This window comes from Pseudomonas sp. B3(2017) (assembly GCF_002113595.1).
In the GTDB taxonomy this organism is placed as follows: Bacteria; Pseudomonadota; Gammaproteobacteria; order Pseudomonadales; family Pseudomonadaceae; genus Aquipseudomonas; species Aquipseudomonas ekonensis.
The window spans coordinates 1-13,310 of sequence record NZ_NEIU01000001.1; the positions used below are offsets into that span (position 1 = coordinate 1).

Below are 13,310 nucleotides of genomic sequence, written 5' to 3' on the forward strand. Positions count from 1 at the left end.
TCCCCTCGCTCCGAGATTCATCCGGGGGCATCGGCTACGGTTTGCTTCGCTGCACCTCCTTGCGATGTGTTTGGCTGCGCCAAACGGCGCTGCGCGCCCACCCCCGGATGAACCCCTCCGCTCAGCCTTCCGAAGGGGCCGGCAGATCAAGATCAAACGCTAGGCGAGCTGACACTCGGCCTTTTGAGAGGCGCGCGATGGCGGCCTGACAGCCGACCTGTTTCTGACTGCCCGACACAATTCCCTGTGGGAGCTGCGGTGCGACGACTCGCCTTGCCAGCGATGACGGCCTACCAGCCGACCAATCCCTCCCAGACCACCTCAATCTTCTGTGGGAGCCAGCCTGCTGGCGATGACGGCCTGGCAGCCGACCAATCCCTACCTGGCACACCCACTCCCAAAAGGCTTGCAGTGTTCCGCCGCCAACAAAAAAGGCGATGCCCACACCGGGCATCGCCTTTTCCTTATTGCCGCTGACGCTTATTCGGACAGTTTGTAGGCAATCACATAGTCACCCATCTTGGTGCCCAGCGAGCCGTGGCCGCCGACCACCAGCAGGACGTATTGCTTGCCGTCCTTGCCGGTGTAGGTCATCGGGGTGGCCTGGCCGCCGGCCGGCAGGCGGGATTTCCACAGTTCCTTGCCGGTGTTGACGTCGTAGGCGCGCAGGTACTGGTCCAGGGTGCCGCTGAGGAAGCCGACGCCGCCGGCGGTGACGATCGAGCCGCCCATGCTCGGCACGCCCAGGGTCAGGCCGATCGGCAGCGGCGAGCTGTCGCGGCTGGTGCCGTTCTTGCGTTTCCACACGACTTTGCCGGTGGTCAGGTCGATGCCGGCCACGTAGCCCCAGGCCGGGGCCTGGCACGGTACGCCGAACGGCGACATGAACGGGTGCATGATCACGGCGTACGGTGCGCCGGTGTTCGGCTGCACGCCGGCGGTCTCGCTTTCGCGCTTGCTGCCGGCGGCGACTTGGGCGCGCGGCACCATCTTCGAGACGAAGGCCATGTAGTTCGGGCTGGTGAACAGCATCTGGCGAACCGGATCCACCGAGACGCCGCCCCAGTTGAACACGCCCACGTTGCCCGGATACACCAGGCTGCCTTGCTCGGACGGCGGGGTGTACTGGCCTTCGTAGCGCAGTTCCTTGAACTGGATGCGGCACAGCATCTGGTCGAACGGGCTGGCGCCCCACATGGCTTTTTCGGTGAGTTCCGGGGCCAGCAGGTTCAGGTCCGAACGGGCCTGGGTCGGCGCGGTGCGGTCACCCTTCACGGCGCCCTGCGGCACCGGGATTTCGCGGATCGGGATGATCGGCGTGCCGTCGCGGCGGTCGAGGACGTACAGGCTGCCTTGCTTGGTCGGGGCGATCAGCGCAGGTTTCACGCCGTCGGCGGTTTTCATGTCCAGCAGGGTCGGCTGGCTGCCGACGTCCATGTCCCACAGGTCGTGGTGGGTGAACTGGTAGTTCCAGCGCACCTTGCCGGTGGCCAGGTCCAGCGCGACGACGCCGGCACTGAACTTCTCGGCGCCCGGGGTGCGGTCGGCGCCCCACTGGTCAGGGGTCTGGTTGCCCAGCGGCAGGTAGACCATGCCGAGCTTCTCGTCGACGCTGGCCAGCGACCACATGTTGGCCGAGTTGCGGCTGTAGGTCTGGCCCGGCGCCAGCGGTTCGGTGGCGTCCGGGTTGTTGCTGTCCCAGTTCCACACCAGGTGGCCGTCGCGCACGTCGTAGGCGCGGATCACGCCGGACGGCTCGTTGGTCGATTCGTTGTCGGTGACGTGACCGCCCATGATCACCAGATCGCGAGAGATCGCGGCCGGCGAGGTGGCGTAGTAGCCGCCCGGGGTGAACGGGCCGATGCCCTGGGTCAGGTCGACCACGCCGTTTTTGCCGAAGCCTTCGCAGACCTTGCCGGTGTCGGCGTTGAGGGCGATCAGGCGGGCGTCGGCGGTCGGCAGGTACAGGCGGCGCGGGCAGGCCTGGGCAACGGCCTTGCCGGCCTCGGAGATGACGGCGGACGCTGCGCCGTCAGCCTTGGCGTAGGCGGCTTCGTCGTAGTACGACACGCCGCGGCAAGTCATGTGGGCGAAGCCTTTGAAGCCCACCGGGCTCTTGATCTGCGGGTCGAAACGCCAGATTTCCTTGCCGGTGTCCGGATCCAGCGCCAGCACCTTGCTGTGGGCGGTGCAGGCATAGAGCATGCCGTTGGCCTTGAGCGGGGTGTTTTCGTTGGTCAGTTCCACCGGATCGTCGGCGGTCGGCAGGTCGCCGGTGCGGATGCGCCAGGCTTCCTGCAGCTTGCCGACGTTGGCCGGGGTGATCTGCTTGAGCGGCGAATAGCGGTCGCCGAACTCGCTGCGGCCGTAGGCCTGCCAGTCGCCTTCAGGCATCTGCGGCGCGGTGCTGGTCATGTCGGCGGTGTCGCGGCCCAGCTCGCCCAAGGTTTCGCCCGGGTGGGTGAACTGGCTGGCCACGGCGCTGGCGCCGGCCAGGACGACGGCCACGCTCAGGGCACCGGTGCCCAGCGGAGCAGGGCCATCCAGCAGCAGCGGACGGCGGAACCACGGCAGCAGCATGACCACGCCGAGGGCGAACCACAGCGCCAGGCGCGGCACCAGTTGCCACCAGTCCAGGCCGACTTCCCACAGGGCCCACGCGGTGCTGGCCAGCAGCACCACGGCGTACAGGCCCAGCGCCGCGCGGCGGGCGCGCAGCAGCAGGATGCCGGTGACCGCGATGCCGAGGCCCGCCAGCAGGTAGTACAGCGAACCGCCGAGCAGGCTCAGCTTGATCCCCCCGGCCAGCATGGCCAGGCCCATCAACAGAAGCAGAATGCCGAGCAGGCTCGGCAGCAGACGGCTTCGACTCGAGGCACCTTCAGTGCTCATAGTGTGATTCTCCGTGACGTTTCAAAGAGACCCGCGCTGTAGTCACTGTAGATGACGATCCGGCGCGGGCATGGTTCAGATAAATCTGTCGGGGTGATGCCTGTTCCTGCAGGGATCGGCCTGCTGGCGATGGCGTCAGCGAGGACGGCTTCCACAGGTTCTTTGCGTGTTCCTCAGAACGACGACTGGATCTTGATCCCGCCGATCAGCGCGTCGTCGACCTTGTCCACGCCACCGGGGTGGCGGATGTACTGCAGGTTCGGGCGCACGGTCAGCCAGTTCGCCAGGTGCACGCCGTAATAGAGTTCGGCGCTGTATTCGGTGTCCTGGGGCGGCAGGAACGACGGGTCGTCGTAGTCGTAGACGGCGCGGGCCTGGTTGCTGGCCTCGGCGTTCTTGCGGTAGGCCGGGTTGACGTGCACGCGGGCCAGGGCGAAGCCGATGTCGTCCTTGGCGCGGGCGTCGAACAAGCCTTTGTAGACCAGGCCGGCCTGCACGTAGTTGTCGATGGCGTTGGTTTTCTTGTCGTGCATCGTGGCGTTGGCGAACAGGCTCAGGCCACGGCTGTTGTCGCTGGCGACGCTGGTGACCTGCTGCTGCGCGCCGAACCACACGCCGTGCTTGCTGGAGGCGCTGCGGTAGGCCTCGCCGCTCAGGGCCGCCGGCTGGCCGTTGCGGTCCTTGTAGGCGTCGGTGGCGTTGGCGCTGCTGTAGTAGTAGCCGGCGCGGTATTCGCCCGGCAGGCCCGCCAGCTTCGGCGTCCACACCAGTTCCACCGGCAGCACGGCGCCCTGGGTGCCGCTGCCGCTGAGCTTGAAGCCGTTGCCGCGGTCCAGGTTCGACGGGTTCTGCTCATAGGCACCCACCTGGGCGTACAGCTCCGGCGTCAGGTGATACTTGACCCGCAGCGCCCACTGGCTGACCGGCCAGTTGTACCAGATGCCGCCCACCCAGTTGCCGACCTGGGAGCCGCAGAACGCCAGGTTCTGGAAGTCGCAGGGGAAGCTGTTGAAGTCTTCGCCCTCGCCGAAGCGGCCGACCTTGATGTCGAGCTTGCGGTCGAAGAACTTCTGCTGATACCACATCTGCGTCAGGCGGGTGGTCTGGCCCCGGCCCCAGACTTCCTGGGCCGAGGTGAAGCCGCCCACGCGCGGGTCGTTGATGCGGTCGTTGCTGATGTTGTTGCCGCTGCGCTTGGTGATCGTCAGCTGAAATTCCGCGTCGTCCCAGCCGAGGATCTTTTGTAGGTCCAGGTGGGTGCCGAGGGCGAACTGGTCGCTGTAGCGCGCAGTGCGGTCGTGGTCGTAGCCGCCGTGCAGGTTGCTGCCCATCTCCCCGGTGTAGTCGAGCTTGAAGTCGTAGCCCTTCTGCGCGAGTTCGCTGCGGGTGCCGTTCCAGTCGCCGAGCATCCACGGCGAGTCACTGTCGAAGGCCGGAGCGGCCTGGGCGCAGGTGGCAAGGCCCAGGGCGGTGCAGCCGCCGAGCAGGCGGAGGGTTGGGACAGCGCTGTCTCTGAGGGGCGGAAAATCAGGCATGAAGAGGTCTTTCTTGATCGTTTTTGGGGATTGGAGGGGCCGCTACGATATGTCGCAGGCAGTGAAGCGATTCAGCGGCCGGGCGGCAGGATAATGTCCTGTTACAAAAACACAAAGCGCTTTTGCTGACATGGATCATTTCGGATTCGGTAACAGTCCGCTAAGGGCGCCCGGCCGGTGGCGCATCACCTACATTTAAGGAAGCCGCGCTTCCCCCAGCCCGAGCCCTCGGCTAAGGTGCGCGGCTTCTGCGTCTTCACTTCGCCCAAAGGCCCGGCATGAACGAACACAACCCCGATCCGCTGCACGGCGTGACCCTCGAACAGATCCTCACCGCGCTGGTGGCCCATTACGAATGGTCGGGGCTGGCCGAGCGCATCGACATCCGCTGCTTCAAGAGCGATCCGAGCATCAAGTCGAGCCTGACCTTCCTGCGCAAGACCCCGTGGGCCCGGGAAAAGGTCGAGCGCCTGTACGTGAAGCTGATGCGCACCAAGCGCCCGCTCTGACATGGACGCCGTGCTGCGGCGACGGTGGGTCACCCTGGCGGCCGTGCTCGGCTGGGGCGGCCTGGGCATTCAGCTGTACCTGATCCTGTTCGCGCGCTGGAGCGTCGGCGCCAGCCTGCTGGGCGGTATGGTGAGCTACTTCAGTTACTTCACGATCCTCACCAACACCCTGGCGGCGACGGTGCTGACCTGCGCGGTGACCCGCCGCGAGTCCGCCGCCCGGCGCTGGTTCCTGCAACCGTCCGTGTGCGGTGCGGTGGCGGTGAGCATCGCGGTGGTGGGGCTCGCCTACAGCCTTCTGCTGCGTCACCTGTGGCATCCGCAGGGTTGGCAGTTCATCGCCGATGAACTGTTGCATGACGTCATGCCTTTGGTGTTTCTGGCGTACTGGTGGTTTTGCGTGCCCAAGGGGACGCTGCGTCTGAAGCACCTGCCGCTGTGGCTGATCTACCCGCTGGGGTACTTCGCCTATGCGCTGTGGCGCGGGCATCTGCTGGGGGCGTATGCGTATCCGTTCATCGATGTGGCGACGCTGGGTTATCCACAGGTGTTCATCAATGCCGGGGAGATTCTGGCGGGGTTTGTGCTGATCGCGTTGGCGGTGATCGGGATCGACCGCTGGAAGGGGCGGGGCTTGCGGGGCCTGGACTGACGCCATCGCCAGCAGGCTGGCTCCCACATTTGTTCTGCGGTGACCGCAAATGCTGCGTCCAACCGAGCTCCCTGCGGGAGCCAGCCTGCTGGCGATGACGACGGCACATCCGGCATCGATGTGTCAGGCAGACCGCCATCGCCAGCCGTTGGGCGTCACTCCGCTTCGGAGCCTTCGGCGCGCCAGTAGCCGACGGCCTTGACGAACTGCTCGTCCAGCCCGTGATCGTCGAGCAGCACCCGGCGGATCTGCCGTGAGACTTTGGTTTCCGTCGCGACCCAGGCGTACAGATTGTCCTTGGGCACCTGCAACTGACGCACGGTGGCCAGCAGGTTGTCCTTGCCGCCTTCGCGCAGCACCCAGATCACGTTGACCTGCGCCGGGCTTTCCAGCGTCTGCTGTTCCTTGCCGTTCTCCACCTCGACCACCACCAGGGCCTTGCGGTTGGCGGCCAGGCCTTCCAGGCGCCGGGCGATGGCGGGCAGGGCGGTTTCGTCGCCGATCAACAGGTAGCTGTCGAAGATGTCCGGCACGATCATCGAGCCGCGCGGGCCGCCGATGTGCAGGAACTGGCCGGGCTTGGCCTGCTCGGCCCAGGTCGAGGCGGGGCCGTCGCCGTGCAGGACGAAGTCGATGTCCAGTTCCAGCGAGTCGAGGTCGTAGCGGCGCGGGGTGTAGTCGCGCATTTCCGGCATCGGGCCGTCCTTGCCGGCGCCGAGCACCAGGGTCTCCAGCGCGGCCGCCTGTTCGGCGTTCTGCGGGAACAGCAGCTTGACATGGTCGTCGGTGCCGAGGCTGACGAACCCGGCCAGTTCCGGGCCACCGAGGGTGATGCGGCGCATGCGCGGGGTCAGGTCGACCACCCGCAGCACTTGCAGGCGGCGGCGTTTGATTTCGTGCATGACCCGGTGGATGGCGGGCGCGGTCACTTCAGTCATTCGGTTTTCTCCTGGACGGGTTGAACGGCCGGGCCGTCGACGATGGCCTTGGCGGTGTCGTTGAGCAGGGCGGCGACGCGGTGGATCTCTTCCGGGCTCCAGCGTCCGTGGTGCATTTGCAGGGCATGGCGCAGGTTGTGCACCGCTTCGTGGATCTGCGCCGGGCGGTCATGGCCGCGCAGCGAGCGTTTGCTGACATCGATGCGCACCCGCACGCCTTCAAGGGCGACGGCCTGATCGCTCAGGGACTGACGGCCGGCGTCGGTCACGCTGTAGCGTTTTTTCCCGCCTTCGGCGTCGCCCAGGATCAGTTCGCTTTCCTCCAGGAAGGTCAGGGTCGGATAGATCACGCCAGGGCTGGGGCTGTAAGCCCCGTCGAACATGCCTTCGATCTGTCGGATCAGGTCATAGCCGTGGCAGGGCTGGTCGGCGATCAGCGCCAGCAGCAGCAGTTTCAGGTCGCCGGGGGCGAACACCCGCGGGCCGCGGCCGCCGCGTTCGCGGCCGGGTCGCCTTTCGAAGCCGTCGTGGCCGTTGCCGTGTTCGCGGTGGGGGGAATGATGGTCTCTCATTGGGCTTTCTCTCGTCGTGTTTAGATACAACTTAAGATATATCTTTGAGGTTCTGCAAGCGCGACCGACCGAAGGCGTGGCTGTCGATCAAGGAGGGGTGGCGAAAATGTCGTTTGAAATGGCGCTTTCGTCTCTCTATAAAAAGCCGGATGCGGAGGCAAAAAAACCGAGATTAGTGTTAACTCTCTAAAACATCCGTTTTCGCCTTTATTTATTGAAAGTGTCGTATCCGTCTGACAGAAGTTCCTGAGGCGTTTGCGCAGGTTTTAATTTGTGAAGTGGCTTCGTGTAGTCTGGCTCTTACAGTTGCTCAGTGTTTTTCTGAATTTTCCAGTATTTTTCTTTCTGCTTCCGTGGCACACGGGCTACGCCACTGTGGGAACTTGCCTGCTTACTTCAAAGATGAATTGCTTGAACATTGTTCGGCGTTGGAAGTTCTGCGGAACATAAAACTGCTCGTGACGGTTTTTGTTCTTTTGCAACTTTCAATGAACCGAAAACCTTATAGAGACAGGTACTGAAATGATGTTCAAGAAATTCGCAATCGCCGCTCCACTGGCCGTTCTCGCGCTGGGTTCCTCCATGGCGTTCGCCGCGGGTGAGGCCCGTCATTCGATCAGTCTGGTCGCCCATGTTCCCACCAACGGTTTCTATGTGGTTCCGACCGACTTCGACTTGGTCAACAAGGATCAGGACATGAGCTATCAGCCGAGCACTGGCAAGATGCGCGAAGTCAATGGTTTCTTCGACGTACGCAATAACAACGGTTCGGTTCATGCGAGCCTTGAAAGTGTTCCGCAACTGATCTACGGAAACGAAGTCATCGACCTTAAAGTTGAGTTCAACAATAAAGAGCTCAACCAGACCCCGCAAATGGTGGTCGGTGAGTCCGAATCCGATGTCAACTACCGCGCGCCGCTGAAAATCAGTGCCAAAGGCAACAACTTCCAGCCGGGCGATTACACCGGTGTCGTCGCCATGACGTTTGACGCTGTCCCTCCTGTGATCACGCCTTGATCGGGCGATCTGCGCTGACGGCTCAGTAACGTTTTCGGCGGGACGAACCGACCGGTTTGTCCCGCCGGACTCCAACCCGTTCGAAATCAGAGTAAGCGTTCATGTTCCCGATGACACCCATCGCGGTTGCACTTGCGTTGTTGTTTTGCGGTAGCGCGGCGGCAGCCCCCGTTTCCTTGGGTACGACACCTCGCGGTCTGCTGGCGCAAGCCAAGGGTTTGCCGGCGGATTTCGAGCAGCATTTTTTTGATGTGCCGCTGGCGGTCAGGGTCGAACTCGATCAGCAACCCCTGGGCGAGGCGCTGGTGGTGCTGTCGCGCGACGACCGCATCACGCTCCTTGAATTCACCGACACCAGCGAGAACCGCTACGGCCCCGCCGAGCGGGAGAAGTGGGCGGCCTACCTCAAGGGCGGCGTGTCGCTGGGGGATTGCACCGGGTCTTGTCCGGATCAGGTGCTGGCGGTGCACTACAACCTGCAAAGCTCGCTGGTCTCGATCCTGACCCGCAACGCCGAGCGCGATCTCGAAGCCAAGCGCTACCACGATCAGCCCGAGGAAGGCAGCAGCGGCCTGATGTTGCGCAACCAGCTCAACCTCAACGGCGGCCAGGGCCAGGACACGGGCGGTCGTCTGGGCCTGGAGGCCAGCGGCAGCCTGGGCAACTGGAGCCAGACGTTCAACATGCAGATGGCCCGCATGGGCGGCCCGGACGACAAGCTGTACCACGCCGTGCATGAGCTTTACACCCAGCGCGAACTGCAAGGCAGTTTCTTTCGCCTGGGCTATTTCACCCCAAACTCCGAAGGCCTGACCCGCCAGCCCCGTACGTTCGGCACCAGCCCCGACACGGCGGTCGGTGTGATGTACGGCAGCTCCGACAGTCTGGCCATCAACAGTGCGATGCCCAGCGTCTACCCGATCTACGTCACGGCCAACCGTCAGGGATCGGTGGAGATCTACCGCGACGGCTTGCTGATCAACACCCAATCGGTGCCTGCCGGCCTGCAGACCCTCGACACCCGGCCTTTGCCCGGCGGTATCTATGAAGTGGAAGTGCGCCTGGTCGAAGACGGCCAGATCACCTCCAGCACCCAGGAACTGGTCTACAAGCCGAGCAACTGGCGCAACCTCGACGAGCGCTGGCGCTACAACCTGTTCGCCGGCGAGGAAAGCAAACTGCTGAGCAACTGGGATCGGCAGGCCAGCGGCGACGTCACGGCAGGCGCATCGGTCAACTACCTGGCGCACCCGCGCGTGATTCTCGGGCTGTCGGCACGCCAGATCCGCGAGAAGCTGCAGTACGGCACGTCCATCGACTGGACGCTGGCCGACCGCATCAGCCTGTACGCCAACGCCTACCGGACCCAGGACCACGGCACCGGCCTGGATCTGCAGAGCCTGTTCAACTACGGGGCCGGCAGTGTGATCTTCAGCCACACCCGCAGTTGGCTGGACACCACCGACCTGTACGAAACCTTGCCCGACGGCACGCGGGTGCGCCAACGCAACGTGTTCGTCGGCCAGACCAGCAACTCGTCGCTGGCGGTCAACCACCGGCTCGACCAGCGCAATTCGCTGAACGCACGGGTGTCGCACAGCGAAGGCAACGTCGAGGGCATGGGGCTGGATCTGGGCTGGAGCCGGCGTGCGGTGCTGTTCGGCAACGACGCCAACTGGCGCCTGTCGCTGTTCGACCGGCCGGGCAGCTACAGCAGCGGCCAGGATCGCAACCGGGGCGTGGACCTGAGCCTGAACCTTGCGATCGGCGCACCGGGCCAGCAGTTGACCGGCAGCCTCGGTTCGCGCACCGCCCGTGACGGCGGGCGGGACAACAACGCTTCGTTCGGCTGGCGCAAAGACTTCAAGGATCACGTCCTGCAGAACGTTTCGGTGACGGCGCTGAGCGACACCTATGGCCTGGGCCTGACGAGCCTGGCCAATTTTCGCACCGACACCGTCAACGGCGACGGTTTCATCCAGCGCTCCTCGTACAACGACAACTTCACCGGCGGCCTCAACCTCGACAGCACGCTGGTGGTGGGCGGACAGACACTGATGATGACCAGTGAATACGAAATGCGCGGGGCCGGGATGATCGTCGATGTGGAATCGGACATCGAAGGCATCGTCCTGCGCGCCGATGACCTCAGCGGAGGCGGCGCGGCGCTGAAGCCGGGGCGCAATTTCATCCCGTTGACCGCGTACCGCAACAGTTCCGTGAGCTTCGATTTCGAGGGCAACCACGTGCCGGCCGCCACCATCGCCCCGGCGCGCACCCGTTACCACTTGAACAAGGGGGGTGTGGATTACCGCCAGGTCCGGGTGATGAAGACCCTGACCGTGCTCGGTCGCTTGGTGGACGGGCAAGGCCGGCCGCTCAAGGGCCATCACGTGATCAACCACGCCAGCCGCGGCGTCACGGAAGTCGACGGGTTTTTCTCGATGGAGATGAACGCCGGGTCGCCGACCCTTGAGGTGCGGCGGGAGAACAATTTGCTGTGCCAGTTCCGGCTGAACGAGAAGGATCATCGCAGCGAGAACAACGTGCTGATGATCGGGGATCTGCGCTGCACGCCGGACACCCTGGCCGATCTTTCCTCCACCGAGCAGAAAGCGGGCTGACCCATGAGACGATTGAGGGAGAGGCTGTGCCTGATGGCGGTGCTGTGGACGTCGTCGGCGCAGGCGGCCAACCACGAAATCAGGGCAAGGTTTCAGCCCGACTCGTCGCAGCCGAACAAGAATGAGTTCGTCAACCAGACGCCGAACAGCGGGTACTGCGCCACCTACCCGGACATTTGCAAGCGTGACGGCATATTCAGTATTCAGATGCCGGTTCGTTTCGATTCCGCCCGGCCGCTTCCTGTCGGTGAAACCGTGGGGGTGAAGGTGCCCGCCGACTGGCGGCGTTTGACGGTCACCCATCGGGACACGGGGCAAACCGAAACCGTTGAGATACGCATCAGCGGTGTCGGATCGACGTATGTCCTGAGCGAGTCGGCCGAGAGTCTGGTGGGGGAAAGCGGCACGCCGATTCTGGGGCACTGGAAACTGTGGAGCGGCACCTGGGTCAATGCGCCGGCGCCGTGCGTTGTCACTGGCGTGGGCGCCTATACGCCCACCACCTATCGGTTTTTTTGGCGGACTCCGGTTCAGGAGGCGTGCATCAAGCAGCCGGCTTACCCGATCCCGCACATGTATTTCAGTATGCTCGATATCGCCTACGAACTGCGCACGCCGAACCCGCTTGGCATGTCGTCCGGCGAATACACCGGTTCGCTGGCCTACAGAATGGGGCCTTCAGCCGCAGGCGACGGTTTCGAAATGGGGGCGCTGGTTCCGGACGACGATACGTTGGCCCTGGACTTCGTGCTGGACGTGCAGCACACCCTCAAGGCCGAATTGCCGCCGGGCGGCAACAAGGTCGTGATGGAGCCGGTGGGAGGATGGCAGCGCTGGCTGGAGTCCGGGCAGCGTCCGACCGAGATCTACCGCGACCAAGCGTTTTTCCTGTCCGCCTCGTCGCGGTTCAAGGTCATGCTGGTCTGCGACATCCAGCCTGTTTTCCAGGGGCCGTGCCTGTTCTCGAACCGCGACGGCGCCTATTCCAGTTTTCAGGTCTCGCTCACGCTGCCGGCAGGCATTGGCGGCCCGGGCGGCGGCGACCGGTGGAGCGGTCCGCTGGCGCACAATCAATGGACAGGCCCCTTCGAGCCTGCCCGCTACATCGACCGGAAGCCTGCAGCCCTGCGTTTTTTCGTCGTTCCCCAGGCCATTCCGGCACTGATCGGTTACGGCGGCACGTTCCAGGGCGGCGTCACCATCATTCTGGATTCGGAAGTGTGAATCCGGGTTCTTCCCTCTCATTCTCAAAGGATCGAAGACGATGAAACGTCTGTGTTTGCTGTGGGTGTTCGGCGGATTCTGCGCAACGGCAAGCGCCGGCCCGCAGATCAATGTCGGCACGGTGTACGACTATCTGGACGGCGCCCAGAGCACCTACCTCAAGCGTGTGTTCAACAGTGGCGACAGCACCGCGTTCGTCAAGGTCAATGTGCTGGAGATCGTCTACGACAGCGACGGCACGCCCAGGGAAATCCCGGTCGAGGCCGCCTCCGGCGGCAGCCTGCGCAACGGGCTGATGGCCAGCCCGGCGCGGCTGATCATCCCGGCGGAGGGCATGCAGGGCACCCGTTTGCTGTACATGGGCGAGCGTGACCGTGAGCGCTATTTCCGGGTGCGCTTCGTGCCGGTGGTGCCGGAGAAGGAAGATGATTTCGTGGTCTCCAGCGAGGAGCGCGAAGACTACAAGAAGAGCCTGTCGGCGGGCGTCAACGTGATGACCGGGTTCGGTACGGTGTTTTTCGTGCGACCGGCCAGCACACGGTATGACACGGTGCTCAACGATACGGACACCCGCTATGAAGTGCGCAACAACGGCAACACGGTAGTGGTGGTCGATGAGTTCAAGAGCTGCTCGCTGAGCGACGAGGCCGATTGCGGCGCCACCGTCAAACACCATGTGATGGCCGGGCGTACTTTCGGCTTCGACAAGGAAAAGGGGCGCGAGTACCGCTTCAAACTGGTCGAGGGCGAGCGCCGGCAAGACATGAAGGTTGTCAGCCGATGACCTCGGCGCATGACGCAACAGGGAGCAACATGAACAAACCCTGCGCTTTCGCCCTCCTGGCGGCTATCGCCGGAGCGTTCGCCACCCACGCTTGGGCGGCTCGGGAAACGCTCGACATCGACGTGTCGGTGACCGTCCCTACCCGTGGGTTCTACATCCTGCCGGCGGAGCCCGACTGGATCCATCGCCAGCAGATCCTGCAATGGAACTACCCGGACTCGACGCTGGGTGGCTTGAGCAAGAACTTTGATGTCCGGCACGACACCAGCGCGATCGAGGCGCGCCTGGAAAGCGTGCCGTACCTGTCGACGGGCAGGGCGGGCGAGGAGATCGGCCTGCGCGTGCGCTTCAACAGCGTCGAGCTGAGCGCCGATCCGGGCTTTCGCCAGGTGCTGACCAAGGACGAAGCGGCGGCGGGCAAGCGGGTGCCGTTGGAGATCGACCCGATCATGCCGGCCGGCGGCTACAAGTCTGGCGAGTACAGCGGCAATGTGCTGCTGCTGTTCAACGCCAATGCACCGGCAGGCTGAGCAGGGCCGACCGGCCGTGGGTGCCGTCGGGGA

The 13,310-nt window shown here is 64.1% G+C and carries 11 protein-coding genes; 7 read left to right on the forward strand and 4 right to left on the reverse strand.

The window, feature by feature from the left end; translation table 11 throughout:
* Positions 1-480: 480 nt before the first annotated feature.
* Together CAG33_RS00005 and CAG33_RS00010 are read right to left on the reverse strand one after the other, a co-directional pair.
* Positions 481-2,892: a glucose/quinate/shikimate family membrane-bound PQQ-dependent dehydrogenase gene (locus tag CAG33_RS00005; protein WP_085636508.1), complete on the reverse strand. Its 2,412-nt coding sequence runs from the start codon at positions 2,890-2,892 to the stop codon at positions 481-483.
* A 173-nt stretch (positions 2,893-3,065) separates the two neighbouring features.
* Positions 3,066-4,427 carry a carbohydrate porin gene (locus tag CAG33_RS00010; protein ID WP_085636510.1) on the reverse strand — a complete coding sequence of 454 codons (1,362 nt, stop codon included), beginning with the start codon at positions 4,425-4,427 and terminating at the stop codon, positions 3,066-3,068.
* A 278-nt stretch (positions 4,428-4,705) separates the two neighbouring features.
* On the opposite strand from CAG33_RS00010, the gene CAG33_RS00015 reads away from it, so the two are divergent.
* Both CAG33_RS00015 and CAG33_RS00020 read left to right on the forward strand, forming a co-directional pair.
* Complete coding sequence (locus CAG33_RS00015) at positions 4,706-4,936, forward strand: VF530 family DNA-binding protein (protein ID WP_085580118.1); 231 nt, start codon at positions 4,706-4,708, stop codon at positions 4,934-4,936.
* A gap of 1 nt (position 4,937) precedes the next feature.
* Complete coding sequence (locus tag CAG33_RS00020) at positions 4,938-5,588, forward strand: Pr6Pr family membrane protein (protein WP_085580120.1); 651 nt, start codon at positions 4,938-4,940, stop codon at positions 5,586-5,588.
* Between the two features lie 155 nt (positions 5,589-5,743).
* Here the strand turns inward: CAG33_RS00020 and CAG33_RS00025 are convergent, their stop codons facing one another.
* Together CAG33_RS00025 and CAG33_RS00030 are read right to left on the reverse strand one after the other, a co-directional pair.
* The gene (locus tag CAG33_RS00025) at positions 5,744-6,526 is read right to left on the reverse strand and encodes a siderophore-interacting protein (protein ID WP_085636512.1); all 783 of its coding nucleotides are present in this window, start codon (positions 6,524-6,526) and stop codon (positions 5,744-5,746) included.
* Positions 6,523-7,098 carry a PadR family transcriptional regulator gene (locus CAG33_RS00030; RefSeq protein WP_085580124.1) on the reverse strand — a complete coding sequence of 192 codons (576 nt, stop codon included), beginning with the start codon at positions 7,096-7,098 and terminating at the stop codon, positions 6,523-6,525. The genes CAG33_RS00025 and CAG33_RS00030 overlap by 4 nt, the downstream gene beginning before the upstream one ends.
* Positions 7,099-7,623: 525 nt before the next feature.
* Between CAG33_RS00030 and CAG33_RS00035 the strand changes: the two genes are divergently transcribed.
* The 5 genes from CAG33_RS00035 (at position 7,624) to CAG33_RS00055 (ending at position 13,277) form a co-directional block, all read left to right on the forward strand.
* Complete coding sequence (locus tag CAG33_RS00035; protein WP_085580638.1) at positions 7,624-8,115, forward strand: CS1 type fimbrial major subunit; 492 nt, start codon at positions 7,624-7,626, stop codon at positions 8,113-8,115.
* 101 nt (positions 8,116-8,216) lie between these two features.
* Positions 8,217-10,739, forward strand: coding sequence for a TcfC E-set like domain-containing protein (locus tag CAG33_RS00040; protein WP_085636514.1), 2,523 nt, complete (start codon positions 8,217-8,219; stop codon positions 10,737-10,739).
* A gap of 33 nt (positions 10,740-10,772) precedes the next feature.
* Positions 10,773-11,963, forward strand: coding sequence for a hypothetical protein (locus tag CAG33_RS00045; protein WP_256575639.1), 1,191 nt, complete (start codon positions 10,773-10,775; stop codon positions 11,961-11,963).
* A gap of 40 nt (positions 11,964-12,003) precedes the next feature.
* Complete coding sequence (locus tag CAG33_RS00050) at positions 12,004-12,747, forward strand: pilus assembly protein (protein ID WP_085629425.1); 744 nt, start codon at positions 12,004-12,006, stop codon at positions 12,745-12,747.
* Positions 12,748-12,776: 29 nt separating this feature from the next.
* Positions 12,777-13,277 carry a CS1 type fimbrial major subunit gene (locus CAG33_RS00055; protein ID WP_085636516.1) on the forward strand — a complete coding sequence of 167 codons (501 nt, stop codon included), beginning with the start codon at positions 12,777-12,779 and terminating at the stop codon, positions 13,275-13,277.
* Positions 13,278-13,310: the final 33 nt, after the last annotated feature.